The organism is Streptomyces sp. NPDC020597 (genome assembly GCF_044335095.1).
Classification (GTDB): Bacteria; Actinomycetota; Actinomycetes; order Streptomycetales; family Streptomycetaceae; genus Streptomyces.
In genome coordinates this window covers 21389-39956 of record NZ_JBIRUL010000025.1, presented here as the reverse complement: position 1 = coordinate 39956, position 18568 = coordinate 21389, and the positions used below count along the sequence as shown (strand labels likewise).

Here is an 18568-nt window from a genome sequence, read left to right as displayed (position 1 = left end):
CGTGAGCACCCCCGACCTTCCCCTCGCCCCGAGCGGCGGCTGCGGCGACGGCTGTGCCTGCGGCGCCGACGCGGACGCCGGATTCACCGACGAGGGATACGCCGAATACGAGGAGTGCGGGCTCGACCCCGCGCTCGCCCAGCTGCTGGCCGACGCCGGGCTCGACCCCGTCGAGGTGGAGGACGTCGCCAACGTCGCCATCCAGGAGGACCTGGCGCACGGCGTCGACGTGACGACGGTCGCGACCATCCCCGAGGAGGCGGTCGCCACCGCCGACTTCACCGCGCGCGAGGCCGGCGTGGTCGCGGGACTGCGGATCGCCGAAGCAGTCGTCTCCGTCGTCTGCACGGACGAGTTCGAGGTCGAGCGGCACGTGGAGGACGGCGACCGGGTGGAGGCCGGGCAGAAGCTGCTGTCGGTCACCACGCGCACGCGTGACCTCCTCACCGCCGAGCGCAGCGCGCTGAACCTGCTGTGCCGTCTGTCCGGCGTCGCCACCGCCACCCGCGCGTGGGCGGACGCCCTGGAGGGCACCCGGGCACGCGTGCGCGACACCCGCAAGACGACGCCGGGCCTGCGCTCGCTGGAGAAGTTCGCCGTCCGCTGCGGCGGGGGCGTCAACCACCGCATGTCGCTGTCCGACGCCGCACTGGTGAAGGACAACCACGTGGTCGCCGCGGGCGGTGTCGCCGAGGCCTTCGAGGCGGTCCGGGCGACCTTCCCGGACGTGCCGATCGAGGTCGAGGTCGACACCCTGCACCAGCTGCGCGAGGTTCTCGACGCGGGCGCCGACCTCATCCTGCTGGACAACTTCACGCCCGGCGAGTGCGCCGAGGCCGTCGCCCTCGTGGACGGACGCGCTCTGCTGGAGGCCTCGGGCCGGCTCACCCTGGACAACGCCAAGGCCTACGCCGACACCGGCGTCGACTTCCTCGCCGTGGGCGCCCTGACGCACTCCTCGCCGATCCTGGACATCGGTCTGGATCTGCGGGCGGCGGAGTAGGGAACGGGGACCGGCCATGCTGCTGACGATCGACGTGGGCAACACGCACACCGTGCTCGGCCTCTTCGACGGTGAGGACATCGTCGAGCACTGGCGGATCTCCACCGACTCCCGCCGCACCGCGGACGAACTGGCCGTGCTCCTGCAGGGCCTGATGGGCATGCACCCCCTGCTCGGGGACGAGCTGGGCGACGGCATCGACGGCATCGCGATCTGCGCCACGGTGCCCTCCGTGCTGCACGAGCTGCGCGAGGTGACCCGGCGCTACTACGGCGACGTGCCCGCCGTTCTCGTCGAACCCGGCGTGAAGACGGGCGTGCCGATCCTGTTCGACAACCCCAAGGAGGTCGGCGCCGACCGCATCATCAACGCGGTCGCGGCGAACGAGCTGTACGGCGGTCCCGCGATCGTCGTCGACTTCGGCACCGCGACGACGTTCGACGCGGTCAGCGCGCGCGGGGAGTACGTCGGCGGGGTCATCGCGCCCGGCATCGAGATCTCCGTGGACGCACTGGGCGTCAAGGCCGCCCAGCTGCGCAAGATCGAGCTGGCCCGGCCACGGAGCGTCATCGGCAAGAACACGGTCGAGGCCATGCAGTCCGGGATCGTCTACGGCTTCGCCGGCCAGGTCGACGGCGTGGTGACCCGGATGGCCCGGGAACTCGCGGAGGACCCGGACGACGTGACGGTGATCGCGACCGGCGGCCTGGCGCCGACGGTGCTGGGCGAGTCCTCGGTGATCGACGAGCACGAACCGTGGCTGACGCTGATCGGGCTGCGCCTGGTGTACGAGCGGAACGTGTCGCGCATGTGAGCGCCGGCCGCCTCCCGGCTCCCGGTTCCGGGAGGCGGGAGGCGGGAGGCGGGAGGCGGCCCCTGCCGCGTGACTCCCGGGCCCGGTCCGGTACGCCCCGGCCGCACAGGCCGGCCGTGGGAACCGGCCGTGGGAACCGGCCGCAGGGCCGGGAGAGCGGATTCGGGCGCGCCACATCCGTCCTTTATGCCGAATTTGTCTGATTAGCGCGTATCGTCGCCGCATGCCCACGCCCTACGGATCCCGCGGCGGCCTGGCGTTCGGCGCGGAGGAGCTGCGCGTGCTCCGCCGCGCCCTCGCCCTCGCCCTTCACCCCGGCCCCGTCTCCGCCGAGGACATCCAGGACTGCCACCGCCTAGCCGAGTCCCTCGACGAGGCGATGCACGAGGCCGCCCGGCTCCGGGCTTTCCTCGTGGCCGACCTCGGCCGGTACCGCGCAGCCCTTCCCGGCACAGCCGCCGGCTACCTCGCACTCCTCGAGGAGGTGCTGGCCACCGGCTACCGGCCCGATTCCGACGATCTCGCCGCTCTGCGCGCCCTGCGCGGCAACCCGGTGGGCGCGGCCCTCCTGGAACGCTGCCAGAAGCTCGCCGAACAGGACGTACGCGCCCGGCTGGCCCGTCGTGCGGCCCGCAGGGCCCCGGCGGCCGCCGCGACCGTCCCGGCGTCCCGTACGCGCCTTCTGGCCCTCCCCGGAGGCCTGTCGGAGGAGGCGCCCGTCCGCGTCACCGCGGGCTCCGCGGCCGGCGCGGACCCCGGCGGCCGACCGCAGGAGGAACCGCGGAAGAAGCCCGCCGGGAAGCCGACCGCGCCGGGCCCCGGCCCCGTTCCCGCCGAGCCCGCCGCCCCGGAGCCCGCCCGCCGACCCGTCCCTACGCCGGGCGAGGTCTTCCCCCGCCGCAGACCGACCCCGCCGCCCGCCGACCCGGAGCAGCGGCGACTCGCCGCCGGCTGATCCCCGCACGTCCCGCCCCGCCCCGCCCACCCCGCCCCGATGTCCCGTTCCTCCCTGGCTACCCTGGTTCCATGGACTACGTCTCCGCGCTGCTGCCCCCCGTCGTCATGGCGGTGTTCTTCATCGGTCTGATCAGGGTGATCGTGAAAACCCAGGGCGGCGCCAACAAGGCCAAGGAGGACGCGGCCGTCGACGCCGCCCTCGCGCGCGCGGAGGGGACCCGTCAGGCCTCCGCGAGTCCGGAGGCCTGACCGCCCCTCCGGCGCTCCGCCGCCCCCGAGGCGCGCGGCTCCTTTCGGAGCCGCGCGCCCTTTTTGTTGCTGTTCGACAGTGAATGCGCACGTCCGGCACGCGATCGGCGTGATCTCCCACTATTGTTCTGAGCTGTGCCTCGCCCATTGGGAGAACTCGAAGACGCGGTCATGACGCGGGTGTGGAAGTGGAACCGCCCCGTCACCGTTCGAGAAGTCCTGGAAGACCTTCAGCAGGAACGGTCCATCGCGTACACCACCGTGATGACCGTTTTGGACAATCTCCATCAGAAGGGCTGGGTGCGCCGTGAAGCGGAAGGCCGGGCCTATCGATATGAGGCGGTCTCCACCCGGGCCGCCTACGCCGCCGCCCTGATGAACGACGCCTGGGCGCAGAGCGACAACCCCGCCGCCGCTCTCGTCGCCTTCTTCGGGATGATGAGCGACGAACAGCGCCACGCGCTGCGCGACGCAGTGCGCATGGTCCAAGGCCCGGAAACCGCAGAACCCGCAACAACGTCGAGTGCGCAGACCGCGCCGAGTGTGCAGACCGGGGCCGGTAACGGCGGCGCCGTGGAGAACCCCGCCTCGGCGAGGGAGCGCGACGGGCGATAGCGTCCGTACATGTCAGCAGAGAGTCCTTCGGCCGAGAACCCCGAAGTCACCGCTAAAGCCATCACCGTCCGGCGGGCCCGGACCGGCGATGTCCCCGTCGTGCGCCGTCTCCTCGACGCCTACGTCCGCGGCGGGATCCTGCTCGACAAAGCGACGGTCACGCTTTACGAGGACATCCAGGAGTTCTGGGTCGCCGAACGCGACGACAACGCCGAGGTGGTCGGCTGCGGCGCCCTCCACGTCATGTGGGAAGACCTGGCGGAAGTGCGGACTCTCGCGGTGAAGCCGGGGCTGAAGGGCGCCGGCGTCGGGCACCGGTTGTTGGAGAAGTTGCTCCACACCGCACGCTGGCTCGGTGTTCGCCGGGTTTTCTGCCTCACCTTCGAAGTGGACTTCTTCGCGAAGCACGGGTTCGTGGAGATCGGTGAGACGCCGGTCGACACCGATGTCTACGCGGAGCTCCTGCGTTCCTATGACGAGGGTGTCGCGGAGTTCCTCGGACTCGAACGAGTGAAACCGAACACCTTGGGCAACAGCCGGATGCTTCTGCATCTGTGATCGTCGCCCCCATTCACGCCGACCCGCCTTGACCCGGTTCCCTATGTCCGAAACGCGCACGTTTCCGGTCGGCGGGCGGGTCGTCAGCCTTGGCCGAGGGTTTGTGTTTTCTCAGCAAAAGCGGTTTGCTTTCCGACGTACTGCAGTACTGCATATAACAGGGCGCGGCTAAACGGCGGACGCCGCGGACCCCCGACCCTCACGTTTTCGATGAAAGGAAATCCGGTGGCACAGAAGGTTCAGGTCCTTCTTGTCGACGACCTCGACGGCGGCGAGGCGGACGAGACCGTGACGTTCGCGTTGGACGGCAAGACCTACGAGATCGATCTCACGACCACCAATGCGGACAAGCTGCGTGGACTTCTCGAGCCCTACGTGAAGGGCGGCCGGCGCACGGGCGGTCGTGCTGCGGGCGGTCGGGCGAAGACGCGCGCCGCTTCCGGCGGAAGCCAGGACACCGCCCAGATCCGCGCGTGGGCCAAGGAGAACGGTTTCGAGGTCAATGACCGCGGCCGTGTTCCCGCGACCATTCGCGAGGCCTACGAGAAGGCCAACGGCTGAGCGCACGCGCCCAGCAGCCGGACACGGTGGCAATGCGTCGCCAGCGTGTCCACCAGCCGTACGAGATCGGGGGCGTTCCCCACTCCCCCCAGCGCCGACATCGTCGGCAGCGAGGCCTCGACCTCGCACCCTGCAACGGGGGGCCGCAACCACACGGCGGCCCCCTGCACCGGCCCGCGGTCCGGCCCGGTGGCGCTGTCGGGGGCCCGGCCCGCGGGCCACGGGGCCTCGATGAGGCCGCCCGCCCCGAGCGCCGTCAGGCCCAGGGGCAGCGCCCCCCACTCCAGCCACTCCAGGATCCCCGGCACCTCCTCCGCGCAGCCGGCCGCCATCAGGAGCAGCATCCGGTCGCCCCGTACGGCCACCGGCGAGGCCGGCGTCAGCCGCCGGAGCCCGGCGCGACCCGCCTCCGCCGGGACGTCCAGGACGTCGAAGCGCTCGCCGGTCGCGAGCCGGAGCGGTTCCCCGGGCACGGTCCGCCAGCCCAGTTCGTTCTCGTACCAGCCGCGGATCCGGTCGGCCGGATCGCCCGGGCGCCGAGGGAGGGGAACGATGGGATGCGGGAAGGAGGCCGAGCGGGCCGCAGGGCGGTTCGACGAGGGAATGGGGCCGACCATGCCGAGTGCAACCGTCCGAAAGGCCCCCGAGTTACGCTGGGTGCCCTCGCGACTGCGTACCGTTCCGTCGATCGGGGCGGGGTGGGGTGTCGCGCGGCGCAAGGTTGTTCGCCCGTAGCGGAGGGAACCGGCGCCCACGGCATGGAGTGTCAGTCCCGGCGGGTAAGACATCCCTAGTGGGAGGGGGCGACACGCGGGCAAGGCACGTCTCACGTTCGCCATCGGCGTACTGGCGACTGGGGTAACTGCCTGGCCTGCGGGAACATCGTCTCGCACCATCGGGTTGGAGCAGATGTCGGCGTTCGGGGTCAGGAGGCCATCGACGGTGTCGGCAGTTGGAATGAGCGGTCCCCGCTTGCGGGACTAAGCTGCGGAAGGACAGGGAGGGGAAGTTCCCCCCACTGCCTGACCGCTCTGAGGAGCGATTAACGATGTTCGAGAGGTTCACCGACCGCGCGCGGCGGGTTGTCGTCCTGGCTCAGGAAGAAGCCCGGATGCTCAACCACAACTACATCGGCACCGAGCACATCCTCCTGGGCCTGATCCACGAGGGTGAGGGTGTCGCCGCCAAGGCCCTTGAGAGCCTCGGGATTTCGCTCGAGGCGGTCCGCCAGCAGGTGGAGGAGATCATCGGGCAGGGGCAGCAGGCCCCGTCCGGGCACATCCCCTTCACCCCCCGTGCCAAGAAGGTCCTGGAGCTCTCGCTCCGCGAGGCGCTTCAGCTGGGCCACAACTACATCGGCACGGAACACATCCTGCTCGGCCTGATCCGTGAGGGCGAGGGCGTCGCCGCCCAGGTCCTGGTCAAGCTGGGCGCCGACCTCAACCGGGTGCGGCAGCAGGTCATCCAGCTGCTCTCCGGCTACCAGGGCAAGGAGACCGCCGGCGCCAGTGGCGGTCCTGCCGAGGGCACCCCCTCGACGTCCCTGGTCCTCGACCAGTTCGGCCGGAACCTCACCCAGGCCGCTCGTGAGTCCAAGCTCGACCCGGTCATCGGGCGCGAGAAGGAGATCGAGCGGGTCATGCAGGTGCTGTCCCGCCGCACCAAGAACAACCCGGTGCTCATCGGCGAGCCCGGCGTCGGCAAGACCGCCGTCGTCGAGGGCCTCGCCCAGGCCATCGTCAAGGGCGAGGTGCCCGAGACCCTCAAGGACAAGCACCTCTACACCCTGGACCTCGGCGCGCTGGTCGCCGGCTCCCGCTACCGCGGTGACTTCGAGGAGCGCCTGAAGAAGGTCCTCAAGGAGATCCGCACCCGCGGCGACATCATCCTGTTCATCGACGAGCTGCACACGCTGGTCGGTGCGGGCGCCGCCGAGGGCGCCATCGACGCCGCTTCGATCCTGAAGCCGATGCTGGCCCGCGGTGAGCTGCAGACCATCGGCGCCACCACGCTGGACGAGTACCGCAAGCACCTGGAGAAGGACGCGGCCCTCGAGCGCCGCTTCCAGCCCATCCAGGTCGCCGAGCCGTCCCTGCCGCACACGATCGAGATCCTCAAGGGCCTGCGGGACCGGTACGAGGCGCATCACCGCGTCTCGATCACCGACGAGGCGCTGGTCCAGGCCGCCACTCTGGCCGACCGGTACATCTCGGACCGCTTCCTTCCGGACAAGGCGATCGACCTGATCGACGAGGCCGGCTCCCGGATGCGCATCCGTCGGATGACGGCTCCGCCGGACCTCCGCGAGTTCGACGAGAAGATCGCCGGCGTCCGCCGCGACAAGGAGTCCGCGATCGACTCGCAGGACTTCGAGAAGGCCGCCTCCCTGCGCGACAAGGAGAAGCAGCTCCTGGCCGCCAAGGCCAAGCGGGAGAAGGAGTGGAAGGCCGGCGACATGGACGTCGTGGCCGAGGTCGACGGCGAGCTGATCGCCGAGGTCCTCGCGACCGCCACCGGCATCCCGGTCTTCAAGCTGACCGAGGAGGAGTCCTCGCGTCTGCTGCGCATGGAGGACGAGCTCCACAAGCGGGTCATCGGCCAGGTCGACGCCGTCAAGGCGCTGTCGAAGGCGATCCGCCGTACGCGTGCCGGTCTGAAGGACCCGAAGCGTCCCGGTGGTTCGTTCATCTTCGCCGGCCCGTCCGGCGTCGGTAAGACCGAGCTGTCCAAGGCGCTCGCCGAGTTCCTCTTCGGTGACGAGGACGCGCTGATCTCCCTCGACATGTCGGAGTTCAGCGAGAAGCACACGGTCTCGCGGCTCTTCGGCTCCCCGCCCGGATACGTGGGCTACGAAGAGGGCGGTCAGCTCACCGAGAAGGTCCGTCGCAAGCCGTTCTCCGTCGTCCTCTTCGACGAGGTGGAGAAGGCCCACCCGGACATCTTCAACTCGCTGCTGCAGATCCTGGAGGACGGTCGCCTGACCGACTCCCAGGGCCGGGTCGTGGACTTCAAGAACACGGTCATCATCATGACGACCAACCTCGGCACCCGGGACATCTCCAAGGGCTTCAACCTGGGCTTCGCCGCCTCCGGCGACTCGAAGACCAACTACGAGCGCATGAAGAACAAGGTGTCGGACGAGCTCAAGCAGCACTTCCGCCCCGAGTTCCTCAACCGCGTCGACGACGTGGTCGTCTTCCCGCAGCTCACGCAGGAGGACATCCTCAAGATCGTCGACCTGATGGTCGGCAAGGTCGACGAGCGCCTCAAGGACCGGGACATGGGCATCGAGCTCTCCCAGTCCGCCAAGGAGCTGCTGTCCAAGAAGGGTTACGACCCGGTGCTGGGCGCGCGGCCGCTGCGTCGCACGATCCAGCGCGAGATCGAGGACACGCTGTCGGAGAAGATCCTCTTCGGCGAGCTGCGCCCCGGTCACATCGTGGTCGTGGACACCGAGGGCGAGGGTGACACCAAGACCTTCACCTTCCGCGGCGAGGAGAAGTCGGCGCTGCCCGACGTCCCGCCGATCGAGCAGGCGGCCGGCGGCGCCGGACCGAACCTGAGCAAGGACGCCTGACCCGCCAGGGGTCGAGCCCGCGAAAGGGGCCGGTGCTGCACAGCACCGGCCCCTTTCGCATGCGCCCCTACGACAGCTGGCCGTCGTAGTCGGGAAGCTTGTACGTCGTCTCGGCGTGACCGCCCGAGAGGTCGGTGGCGCTGTTGCCGATGTTCGCGATGATCGTGTAGCCCTTGGACTCGATGGTGACGCGCTGGGCGGTCTTGTAGGCGGCGACGTCCTTGAAGAGGTCGAGGAAGCCGCGTACGTACAGGCCGGAGACCTTGTAGCCGACGGTCTTGAGGTTGTAGTCGGTCACCCCGGAGATGATGCCCGGGCGGGCGGTGACGAAGAACAGGGAGACGCCGTGCTCCTGGGCGTACTTGGCCACCTCGAGGACGGGCTTGTTGGCCGGCGACGGGTAGCTGAAGCCGTAGTCGGTCTCCAGGGTGGTGTTGTCGATGTCGAAGACGATCGCCTGCTTCTCGCCGGGCTTGGCAGCGGCGATCCGCTGCTTCAGCGCCGGCAGGGCCTGGTTCATCACCGTCTGGCAGTCCCGCTGCCAGGTCGCGTAGTCGACGTCCGCCGCGGCGGAGGCCGAGGCGGTGGCAGTGGCGGCGGAGGCGCCGACGGCCGTCGCGGCCTGGGCTCCGACCGGGACGGCCAGAGCCGTGGCGGCGGCCGTGGCGACGGCGGTCATGGCGATGCGGCGCTTCCAGATGCCTCTGGTCATGTGCGGGGTCCTCTCGCGTCCTTGCTGCCGGTGTCGTGGGCATGCTGATCGGTGGGGATGACTTGCGGGGAACCAAGGGGTTACCGGGGGAAACCAGCGGGTTACTGGACGGTAGAGCCCAGTGAGAGGCCTGTCACAGACCCGTGCATGCGATGTGAACGGGGTCACAAGTGCCCTGTGCGGCGCGGGAGTAGCCGCCGTCACATTCCGAAGTCCCTTGAGGCGGGCGGCCGGTGACAAGCCGCACAGGGGATTTGAGCCCTACTAGGGCGGATAGTCACACCGCAGTACGGGGCAAATCAGACACGTGATCCACGGTTCGGGGCGTCGCGACAGCCCCTGAGGTGGGCGATGTCGAAAGTGTCCGGAACGGGCGATCTGTCAATGAGTGGGAAGTTTTGGTACGACGTACTACCTTACGTCGTAGATCACACGTTTGAGCACTCGTGGGCCTCGGGGTTACCAAGGGATGGCCACCGCGGCGGGCGTTCCCGCCGGGTGGTTTCCTCTGTCCCCTTCCCCATGAGGTCTTCATGTTCCAGCGCGTCACGTTCCGTTCTTCCCGTACGTCCCTGCTCCGCACCCGCGTGGCCGTCGGGGCCGCCGCAGTGGGCGCCTCGGTCGTGCTGGGGACCGGAGTGGCGTCCGCCGCCGCCCCCGCTGCGGCGCCCGCGGCCGCCAAGAAGGCCGTGTCGGCCTCCTGGATCGACCCGGTGAAGAAGTACACGCTGTCCGCCGGGTTCGCCCAGGCCGGCAAGATGTGGCAGTCCACCCACAGCGGTCAGGACTTCGCCGTGCCGAGCGGCACCAAGGTCATGGCGGCCCACGGCGGCACCGTGGTGAAGGCCGGCGGCAACGGCGCCGGTGACGGCCCGGCCTACGGCAACGCCATCGTGATCAAGCACGCCAACGGCGTCTACTCGCAGTACGCCCACCTGTCGCGCATCGACGTCAAGATAGGCCAGGTCGTGAAGACCGGCCAGAAGATCGCCCTGTCCGGCAACACCGGCAACTCCAGCGGTCCGCACCTGCACTTCGAGATCCGTACGACCGCCAACTACGGTTCGGCGATCAACCCGGTCACCTTCCTGCACTCCAAGGGCGTGAAGGTCTGACGCCCGCATGATCAGGCGCCCTGGTGCGCCTGGGTCACCAGATCGACGGCGACTTCGAGGACGGCCTGCCGCTTCTCCTCGGGGTCGCCGTCGAGGTCGTGCAGGAAGAACATGCCGGCGTGCAGCGTGAAGATGGCGCTCACACAGCGCACCTGGTCGGTCAGCGGGGCCTCCGGGTCGATGATGATGTCGCGCAGACTCCGCATGCGGTCCTTGAAGGAGTCGCCGATCTGGAGCTCGCGCACGGTCGCCTGGTTCTCCTGCATGAAGCGGAAGAGGGGGGCCGCCTCGGAGAGGGCCTGGCTGTAGCGGCGCACGAGTTCGTGCTTGGTCTCCAGGGTGTGCGGCTGGCTCCTGCCCCACTCGATCAGGTCTTCGATCGGCTTCGTCAGATCCGTGAAGATGCTGACGGTGATCTCTTCCTTGGTCTTGAAGTGGTAGTACAGGGCCGCCTTGGTGACCTCCAGGCGCTCCGCGATCTCGCGCAGCGAGGTCTTCTCGTAGCCCTGCTCGGCGAAGAGTTCGAGTGCCACGTCCTGGATGCGCTGGCGGGTGTTGCCGCGACGCTGCTGCTTGGTGCCGTCCATGGTGACGTCCATCCTCGTACGTCTCGGGCTCCCGCGAAAAGCAAGGCGCCGTCCGGCCGGCCCGTCACAGAAAAACTTACTTGACGCCCGGCTAGTTACAGGTCTACCTTCCCCAGTGTAGTGAACTAGCCGGGCGGCAAGTAAGTGGCCGGCGGCGGTGAGTGGCCCAGGGGAGTGGGGAACGATGGCGGACACGCAGACGACCGAGACGGAAGCCGAGAAACAGCCCAGAAGCGTGCGGGTCGTCCTGCTCGCACTCATGATCACGATGATGCTCGCGATGCTCGACAACATGATCGTGGGCACGGCGATGCCGACGATCGTCGGCGAACTGGGAGGCCTCGAACACCTCTCCTGGGTCGTGACCTCGTACACCCTCGCCACCGCCGCCTCCACCCCGATCTGGGGCAAGATCGGCGACATGTACGGGCGCAAGGGCGCCTTCATGTCGTCGATCGTCATCTTCCTGATCGGGTCCGCGCTGAGCGGCATGGCCCAGAACATGGGCGAACTGATCGGCTTCCGCGCGGTCCAGGGCCTCGGCGCGGGCGGTCTGATGGTCGGCGTCATGGCGATCATCGGCGACCTGATCCCGCCCCGGGAACGCGGCAAGTACCAGGGCATGATGGCCGGCGTCATGGCACTCGCGATGATCGGCGGTCCGCTGGTCGGCGGCACCATCACCGACAACTGGGGCTGGCGCTGGTCCTTCTACATCAATCTGCCGCTCGGCGTGGTCTCGCTGTCCCTCATCAGCGCCGTACTGCACCTGCCGAAGAAGCGCTCGCAGTCGAGGATCGACTACCTGGGCGCGATGCTGCTGACCGTCGGCATCACCTCCATCGTCCTCGTCACCACCTGGGGCGGCACGGAGTACGCGTGGTCGTCCGCGCGGATCATGGAACTCATCGGGATCGGCGTCGCCTCGCTCATCGGGTTCGTGTTCTGGCAGACCAGGGCCGCCGAGCCGATCGTCCCGCTGCACATCTTCCGCAGCCGCAACTTCACCCTGATGTCGCTCATCGGCTTCATCACCGGCTTCGTGATGTTCGGCGCCACGCTCTTCCTGCCGCTGTACCAGCAGTCGGTGCAGGGCGCCTCCGCCACCAACTCCGGCCTGCTGCTCCTGCCGATGCTCGGTGCGATGCTCGTCACCTCGATGGTCGCGGGCCGGGTGACCACGAACTCGGGCAGGTACTACGTCTTCCCGGTCGTCGGCAGCGCCCTGATGGTGATCGGCCTGTACCTGCTGTCGACGATGGACACCGGGACCAGCCGATTCACCTCCGGGGTCTTCATGGCCGTCGTCGGACTCGGCATGGGCTGCCTGATGCAGATCACGATGCTGGTCGCCCAGAACAGCGTCGAGATGAAGGACATGGGTGTCGCGTCCTCGTCGACCACCCTTTTCCGCACGCTCGGCTCGTCGTTCGGCGTCGCGATCATGGGCGCCCTGTTCAACCACCGGGTCCAGGACGTCATGGCCGAGCGGGCCGGCGCACTGGGCTCGAAGGTCACCGAACAGTCCGCTCAGCTGGACGCCGCGAGCCTGGCGAAGCTTCCCGCTGCGGCCCGTGAGGCCTATCAGCACGCGGTGTCGGCCGGCACGCACTCGGCGTTCCTGCTGGGCGCTCTCGTGGCGGTGGGCGCGCTGGTGGCGGCGCTGTTCGTCAAGGAAGTCCCGCTGAAGGGCGCCGGGCCGCAGAAGGACGAGGCCCCGGCCGGTGCGACGGCCCCGCAGCCGCCCGTGGTCGAGGCCGTCTGACCCCGGCCACGACGACCGAGGGCCTCCCGGCGGTGTCCGCCCCGGGGGGCCTTCTCCGTGCGCCGCGGACCGCCGTGGCCTACGGCATCTGCGGGTAGCTTCCCGTGTTCGTCGGGGCGTGCTCGGGCAGCCACAGGACGGCGACGGCGCCCTCGGCGGGTATGTGCTCCGCGGCGCCGGCGGGCCGTACGTTGCGGAACGTCAGCCGGGCGCCCAGGACGCGGGCCTGGCCGGCCGCGATGGTGAGACCGAGCCCGTGCCCGTGCCCGGCACGGTCGATGCTTCCGGTGCGGAAACGGCTCGGCCCCTCGGCGAGCAGGTCCTCGGGGAAACCCGGACCGTGGTCGCGGACCCGGATGACCCGCCCCTCGACGGTGACCTGGATCGGCGGCTTGCCGTGCCGGGCGGCGTTGGCCAGCAGGTTGAACAGGACCCGCTCCAGGCGGCGGGGGTCGGTCGTGACCACCGACTCGTGCACGACCCGTACCTCTACCTCCGGATCCTTGGCCGCCACCCGCCGGGCCACGAACTCGCCCAGGATGATGTCCTGCAGCTCGGCCCGTTCCGAGGCGCCGTCGAGTCGGGCCACCTCCAGCACGTCCTCCACCAGGGTGCGCATGGCCTTCGCCCGGTCCAGGACCAGCTCCGTGGGCCGGCCGGGCGGCAGCAGCTCGGCGGCCGTCAGCAGTCCCGTCACCGGCGTGCGCAGCTCGTGCGCGATGTCCGCGGTGACCCGCCGCTCGGCTTCCAGCCGCTCCTGCAGCGTGTCCGCCATGGCGTCCACGGCTCGCGCCAGGTCGTCGGTCTCGTCCCGTACGACCCCGCCGATGGCGTCCCGGACGCGGACGTCCGACTCGCCGCGGGCGACCTGGTTGGCCGCGGCGGCCGCCTTGCGCAGCCGGCGCGAGAGCTGCCCGCCGATGAGCACCCCGAGCGCGCTGCCGCCGAGGACGACCGCGATGGAACCGATCACCAGAGCCTGGTCGAGGTCGTTCAGGATGTCCGTGCTGCGGTCGGTGAACCCGGTGTGCAGGGACAGCACGTGCCCGTCCTTGACCGGCACCGCGGCCCAGATGTCGGGCACTCCGCCGGGGCGGTCGGAGACGAACGTGGCCCGGCGCCCCTCCTGCATCTTGTGCCGGAGCGACGTCGGCAGACCGGGGTCGTCGATCTTGATGTTGGGGAAGTTCAGCCGCCCGGACTGCTCGTAGTTGCGTTGGGCGATCCGCACCCGCTCGTCGGCGAGGTCCCGGGCGTTGTCCAGCATGGACACGCGTGCGGCGTTGTGCACGACGAGGCTGAGCGCGACCGCCACCAGCGCCCCGACCAGCGCGATCGCCGCACTCAGCTTCCATCGCAGCCCTGTGCGGATGCCCGCGCCCGCCGCGCGCGCCGGTACCAGACGCTCGATCATCCCCCGCATATCCCTGTCCCCGCCCCGCTCAGGCCTTCAGCTTGTAGCCGAAGCCGCGGACCGTCTCGATGCGGTCCTGACCGATTTTCGTCCGCAGCCGCTGCACATGGACGTCGACGACCCGGGTGTCGCCGCCCCAGCCGTAGTCCCACACCCGCTCCAGCAACTTGTCGCGGGAGAGGACCGTGCCCGGAGCGGAGGAGAACTCCAGCAGCAGCCGCATCTCGGTGGGCGTGAGCGCCACCGGCAGTCCGGCCCGGCGCACCTCCATGCCCTCGGTGTCGATCTCCAGGTCGCCGAAGGCCAGCACACCCCCCTCGGCGGCGGCCTCGGGCTCGGTGCGGTCGCCGCCGCCCGCGTGACCGAAGCGGCGCAGAACCGCGCGGATCCGCGCGACCAGCACCGCTCCGTCGAACGGCTTGGTCACGTAGTCGTCGGCGCCGGCCTCCAGGCCGAGGACGACGTCGATGGAGTCGGCGCGCGCCGACAGCATGATCACCGGCACCGTGGACTCGTCGCGGATGCGCCGGCACAGGCTCACGCCGTCCAGGCCGGGCACCATCACGTCCAGCAGGGCGATGTCGGGCCGGTCGGCCCGGAACGCCTCCAGGCCGGAGAGGCCGTCGGGCATCGCGGTGACCGCGAAGCCGTCCCGCTCCAGGGCGAGCTGGGTGGCTTCGCGGATGACGTCGTCGTCCTCGACGAACAGGACGTGGGTCTGGTCTGCCATCCCGGTGCTCTCAGTTCTCGTATGCGGTCTCGTGCTGCTGTCGGGTTCCTGTCGGAGCGCCCCTTGGAGGGACGCGCGAAGCGCGGCGAGCGTTCATTTGCCGTCCCGCCGCCTTGCCCGTCCACTCATTGATCGCACCGAGCACCCCGATCGGTTCACGCCGGCCGAAGTTTTTTGCGATCGCCCGCTTCCGGGCGGGTCAGCCGGTCTCCGGCACCGGCGTCGGCGTCGGCGCCCCGCCGCCGACGCTGCTGTAGTCGTTGTGCCAGCTGTACTCCTTCATGAAGCGGCCCGAGGCCCAGCGGTACGTGATCACGTTCTCGCCGGACGGACTGGAGACCGGGTCGCCCTTCTCGTACACCTGTTTGGTCACCACGAGGTCGCCCCGGTCTATCTCCGCGTAGACGGGAGGCTCCTCGGCCTTGAACACGTTCTGGTAGCCGTCGTCGCTCTCGCGGTACACGTAGGAGCCCACACCGACCGCGTCACCGCAGGTCAGCACGTTGACGATGACGTCGTCGCCGGTACTGCCGGTCAGGTTGCCGTAGGAGACGTCCACCGGGTACTCGTCGCCGACGCAGGGCTTGAGCCCGCCCTTGACCTCGGCCGAGACCGCCGGGTCGTCCTTGACGAGCTGGACCGCGTCCGACTGGTCGAGGCTCTCGGAGGCGGCGGCCTGGGGCATGGGGTTCGCGCCCGCCACCGCGTCGCCGTGCGCCGGCCCCTCGTCGCGTGCGCCGGTGCCCCCGGTCGCACAGGCCGAGGCGAAAAGGGCAAGGGCGGCGAGCACGGCCATCGCCGTGGTCGCCGCCTGGATGGCGCCTCGGGCCGGTGTCGGCCCATGGTTCATGTCGAAGGATCCCCCGGCGCCTCGCCGCCCGCCCCCGGGGCGCACGACGGGGCCATCGACACCGCCCTTGTCGGTCAGGCCGCCGTGCAACGCTCCCGCTCCTCACGCTCCAGCGCGCGTGCGTCCAGGTCGCGGGCCTCCAGCTCCTCGCGGAGCCGGGCGAGCGCCCGGTGCAGCGTGCTCTTCACCGTCCCCGCCGACATGCCGAGGGCAGCGGCGGTCTCCTCCGTGGACATCTGCTCCCAGTGTCGCAGCACTACGACGCTGCGCTGCTTCGGAGCCAGCACTTTCATCGCATCCATCAGCAGGGCGCGGTCGGCGTGCTGCTCGGTGGAGTCGTCCACGCGGGCGTCGGGGAGCTGCTCGGTCGGCACCTCGTCGAGCTTGCGGGCCCGCCACCACTCGGTACGCGTGTTGATCATGACCCGGCGCAGGTAGGCGTCCGCGAGGCGCTTGTCCGCGATGCCGTCCCAGCGGCCGTACGTACGGGCCAGCGCGGTCTGCAGGAGGTCCTGTGCGTCGACCGGGTCCGGGACCAGACGTCGGGCGCTGCGCAGCAGTGCGTCCTGCCGCGTGCGGACGTATTCCTCGAACTCGAGCACCTCGCCCTGCGCCATGGTGAACCCCTCCGTCTTTTCCCCGTTTCCGGCGGGCTGTCGCCTGCCGGTTCCTGCTGTGGTCGGTGGCCCGGTGTTCTCGGTGGGCACGCAAACGAAGCTACGGAGGTGTTGTCACGGGGCTGTCCGAAGCAGCCTTCGGCTAGCGCTCGGCTGTCCGTCGGTTGTGTAACGGAATCGAGTTCGGGGTAGGGGGGCCGGGGCGATGGCCCCGCTATGGGGCGTTTTGCCCCCTCGGTTGTGTGACACAGGCACGGTCACGGCTCGACGAAGTCTGTGAAAGAGGCCGTTGTCTGTGAAGTGACCATGCGTCAGCTCAGTGGCCGTCACCGGTGGCCGTCACCGGTGGCCGTCAGCTCGGCGGCCGTCAGGTCAGCGGCAGTCGGTACAGCCCACCGGGCAGCGGCTCCACCAGTCCGTCGGCTACGAGCCCGTCCAGCGCGCGCGCACGTTGCACCGGCTCCTGCCAGACGCGGTCGAGCGCGGTCTGCGGCACGGGTGCGTGCGCGTCCCGCAGGACGGCGAGCAGCCTGCCCCGGACCTGCCGGTCGGTGCCGGCGTACGTCTGACCGCGGCGCGGCGGCCCGTCGTGCTCCGGCTTGCCCGCGAGCCGCCAGGCGCACTGCGCGGCGATCGGGCAGCGCACGCACGTCTCGTTCCTGGCCGTGCACACGAGGGCGCCGAGCTCCATGGAGGCGGCGGCCCAGCGCGCCGCCGTCGGCTCGTCCTCGGGCAGCAGGGCGCGGGCCAGTTTGCGCTCGGCGGCCGTCGTGGCGTTCGGCGGGTACTGCACGCCTGTGACGGCGCGCGCGAAGACCCGGCGGACGTTGGTGTCCAGAACGGCGTGACGCTGCCCGTACGCGAAGGAGGCGACGGCTGCCGCCGTGTACTCCCCGATGCCGGGCAGCGCGAGCAGTTGGGAGTGGTCGGACGGCACGTCGCCGCCGTGCCTCTCCGTTATCGCCACCGCGGCGCCGTGCAGCCGCAGGGCGCGGCGCGGGTAGCCGAGCCGCCCCCACGCGCGTACCGCCTCACCCGGGGCCTCGGCGGCCAGGTCGGCGGGGCGCGGCCAGCGGGCGAGCCACTGCTCGTAGACCGGCAGGACCCGGCTGACCGGTGTCTGCTGGAGCATGAACTCGCTGACCATCACGCCCCACGCGCCGGCTTCGGGGCGTCGCCAGGGCAGGTCACGGGCGTTGTCGTCGAACCAGTCGATCACGGGGGAGTGCAGGTCCGCTCCGCGGGCTTCGGCGTCGGCCCGGGCGGGGCTGCTGTGCGGGGGCTTCGTGGGCGCAGTCATGGCCCTTCCGATCCTGCCATGTCCACCGGCGCCCGCGCGTGCACCGCCACTCGGCCGGGACGGCGCGGGGGCGCCTCACGCGCGCGTGCCGGGGGCGAGGCCTGGGGTGCGACGGGGCGGGCGTCAAGGTGCGATGACCTCGCGGGCCGAAGTCGGGCGCGCGGAAACGGTTTCCGGAATGATGATCCGGAAAAGTTGTGTTCCCAGCGGCGGGTGAGGCCGGTGAACACGACGATCTCTCGTACAGTTTGCGCCGTGGGATCTCTGCGCAATCCGGTCGGGCCGCTTCCCTCCTCCATCTACTGGCGACGGAGGGTCGTACTGCTGTCCGTGTTCGCCCTGTTGGCGTTGCTGACCCTGTGGGTCGTGACCTCGGGCGGTGGCGGCGGCAGGAACGGCGCCGCCAAGGGCAACGGCAAGAACCCCGCCTCGTCCATCACGCCCGGACCCTCCGGATCCGGTCCTGCGATCAGCCAGAACCCGGGCGGACGCGACGAGTCGAGCCCGGGCTCTTCCAGCGGATCGGGTGCGGACGCGGGCGCCGGTTCGGGCGGTTCGGACGGCGGCTCGTCCGGCGCCGACGACACCGACGACGGCGCCAACGGCAGCGGTGACGGCAACGCGGCGGGCGCAGACGCCGGTGGCGTCGGCGGTGGTGCCGGTGGCGGCGGTACGGCCGCCACGCTGCCCGTGGGCACCACTCTCCCCAACTGCGCCGCGGGCGCGGTCACCTGGACACTGCGCAGCGTCCGCAACGACTACTCGCCCGACCAGACGCCGACCTTCCAGCTGATCGCGAAGAACGGCTCGGCGAGCGACTGCAAGGTCGATCTCGGTCCTAAGCGGGCGGTGTTGACGATCACTCAGGCGGCGGACGACAAGGACTACTGGTCCTCCGCGGACTGCCCCAAGGTCTCCGGGAGCCTGCTGTACCGGGTGCCGGCCGGGCAGAGCTTCACCTACACCGTGAAGTGGGACCGCAAGCCGAGCGCCCCCCAGTGCGCGACTCCGCCGGCCGGGACGGCCAAGGCCGGCACGTATCTCCTCGAGGCGCAGGCCCCGGGCTTCGCGAAGGCGCAGACGTCGTTCGTGCTCAAGGACGACTGAGCGCCCCGCGTGCACCGGCTCACCGCCGACGGGCACG

General features: G+C 70.1%; 19 protein-coding genes. 11 read left to right on the top strand and 8 right to left on the bottom strand.

Annotated features, from left to right (window positions below):
- Position 1: 1 nt before the first annotated feature.
- The 7 genes from nadC to ACH4ZA_RS31345 all read left to right on the top strand — a co-directional run bounded on the left by nadC (position 2) and on the right by ACH4ZA_RS31345 (position 4757).
- On the top strand, positions 2-1003 hold the full coding sequence (nadC, locus tag ACH4ZA_RS31375) for a carboxylating nicotinate-nucleotide diphosphorylase (protein WP_319281016.1): 1002 nt from the start codon (positions 2-4) through the stop codon (positions 1001-1003).
- 16 nt (positions 1004-1019) lie between these two features.
- Positions 1020-1817, top strand: a complete 798-nt coding sequence (locus tag ACH4ZA_RS31370) for a type III pantothenate kinase (protein WP_266724744.1) — start codon at positions 1020-1022, stop codon at positions 1815-1817.
- A gap of 253 nt (positions 1818-2070) precedes the next feature.
- On the top strand, positions 2071-2772 hold the full coding sequence (locus ACH4ZA_RS31365) for a hypothetical protein (protein ID WP_319281064.1): 702 nt from the start codon (positions 2071-2073) through the stop codon (positions 2770-2772).
- Between the two features lie 71 nt (positions 2773-2843).
- Complete coding sequence (locus ACH4ZA_RS31360; protein WP_351671504.1) at positions 2844-3023, top strand: hypothetical protein; 180 nt, start codon at positions 2844-2846, stop codon at positions 3021-3023.
- A 171-nt stretch (positions 3024-3194) separates the two neighbouring features.
- Positions 3195-3638, top strand: coding sequence for a BlaI/MecI/CopY family transcriptional regulator (locus ACH4ZA_RS31355; RefSeq protein WP_398432670.1), 444 nt, complete (start codon positions 3195-3197; stop codon positions 3636-3638).
- A 9-nt stretch (positions 3639-3647) separates the two neighbouring features.
- Positions 3648-4196, top strand: a complete 549-nt coding sequence (locus tag ACH4ZA_RS31350; RefSeq protein ID WP_306949956.1) for an amino-acid N-acetyltransferase — start codon at positions 3648-3650, stop codon at positions 4194-4196.
- 225 nt (positions 4197-4421) lie between these two features.
- Complete coding sequence (locus tag ACH4ZA_RS31345; RefSeq protein ID WP_319281024.1) at positions 4422-4757, top strand: Lsr2 family protein; 336 nt, start codon at positions 4422-4424, stop codon at positions 4755-4757.
- Here the strand turns inward: ACH4ZA_RS31345 and ACH4ZA_RS31340 are convergent.
- The gene (locus ACH4ZA_RS31340; protein WP_398432646.1) at positions 4736-5374 is read right to left on the bottom strand and encodes an SCO3374 family protein; all 639 of its coding nucleotides are present in this window, start codon (positions 5372-5374) and stop codon (positions 4736-4738) included. The two genes, ACH4ZA_RS31345 and ACH4ZA_RS31340, sit on opposite strands and share 22 nt — an antisense overlap.
- Positions 5375-5805: 431 nt before the next feature.
- Here ACH4ZA_RS31340 and ACH4ZA_RS31335 point away from each other — a divergent pair, with 431 nt between their 5' ends.
- The gene (locus ACH4ZA_RS31335) at positions 5806-8334 is read left to right on the top strand and encodes an ATP-dependent Clp protease ATP-binding subunit (protein ID WP_107442612.1); all 2529 of its coding nucleotides are present in this window, start codon (positions 5806-5808) and stop codon (positions 8332-8334) included.
- A 67-nt stretch (positions 8335-8401) separates the two neighbouring features.
- Here ACH4ZA_RS31335 and ACH4ZA_RS31330 read toward each other — a convergent pair whose 3' ends face one another.
- The gene (locus tag ACH4ZA_RS31330) at positions 8402-9046 is read right to left on the bottom strand and encodes an HAD family acid phosphatase (RefSeq protein WP_319281027.1); all 645 of its coding nucleotides are present in this window, start codon (positions 9044-9046) and stop codon (positions 8402-8404) included.
- Between the two features lie 533 nt (positions 9047-9579).
- Here ACH4ZA_RS31330 and ACH4ZA_RS31325 point away from each other — a divergent pair.
- A complete protein-coding gene (locus ACH4ZA_RS31325) occupies positions 9580-10161 on the top strand; it encodes a M23 family metallopeptidase (RefSeq protein WP_319281029.1) in 582 nt (193 codons plus the stop codon).
- Between the two features lie 11 nt (positions 10162-10172).
- On the opposite strand, the gene ACH4ZA_RS31320 is transcribed toward ACH4ZA_RS31325, so the two are convergent.
- On the bottom strand, positions 10173-10760 hold the full coding sequence (locus ACH4ZA_RS31320; RefSeq protein ID WP_398432645.1) for a TetR/AcrR family transcriptional regulator: 588 nt from the start codon (positions 10758-10760) through the stop codon (positions 10173-10175).
- Positions 10761-10932: 172 nt separating this feature from the next.
- Here ACH4ZA_RS31320 and ACH4ZA_RS31315 point away from each other — a divergent pair, with 172 nt between their 5' ends.
- Entirely contained in the window at positions 10933-12513 is a 1581-nt protein-coding gene (locus ACH4ZA_RS31315) for an MDR family MFS transporter (protein ID WP_319281034.1), read from the top strand.
- Positions 12514-12592: 79 nt separating this feature from the next.
- Here ACH4ZA_RS31315 and cseC read toward each other — a convergent pair whose 3' ends face one another.
- The 5 genes from cseC to ACH4ZA_RS31290 all read right to left on the bottom strand — a co-directional run bounded on the left by cseC (position 12593) and on the right by ACH4ZA_RS31290 (position 17424).
- The gene (gene cseC, locus ACH4ZA_RS31310) at positions 12593-13936 is read right to left on the bottom strand and encodes a two-component system sensor histidine kinase CseC (protein ID WP_398432644.1); all 1344 of its coding nucleotides are present in this window, start codon (positions 13934-13936) and stop codon (positions 12593-12595) included.
- Between the two features lie 19 nt (positions 13937-13955).
- Positions 13956-14657 (bottom strand): two-component system response regulator CseB, encoded by a 702-nt coding sequence (gene cseB, locus ACH4ZA_RS31305; protein ID WP_319281038.1) that lies wholly within the window; start codon positions 14655-14657, stop codon positions 13956-13958.
- Between the two features lie 199 nt (positions 14658-14856).
- On the bottom strand, positions 14857-15507 hold the full coding sequence (locus ACH4ZA_RS31300; RefSeq protein ID WP_319281039.1) for a hypothetical protein: 651 nt from the start codon (positions 15505-15507) through the stop codon (positions 14857-14859).
- 74 nt (positions 15508-15581) lie between these two features.
- Entirely contained in the window at positions 15582-16124 is a 543-nt protein-coding gene (locus ACH4ZA_RS31295) for a SigE family RNA polymerase sigma factor (protein ID WP_057577696.1), read from the bottom strand.
- A 367-nt stretch (positions 16125-16491) separates the two neighbouring features.
- On the bottom strand, positions 16492-17424 hold the full coding sequence (locus ACH4ZA_RS31290; protein WP_319281043.1) for an A/G-specific adenine glycosylase: 933 nt from the start codon (positions 17422-17424) through the stop codon (positions 16492-16494).
- 255 nt (positions 17425-17679) lie between these two features.
- Between ACH4ZA_RS31290 and ACH4ZA_RS31285 the strand changes: the two genes are divergently transcribed.
- On the top strand, positions 17680-18531 hold the full coding sequence (locus ACH4ZA_RS31285) for a hypothetical protein (RefSeq protein WP_319281045.1): 852 nt from the start codon (positions 17680-17682) through the stop codon (positions 18529-18531).
- Positions 18532-18568: the final 37 nt, after the last annotated feature.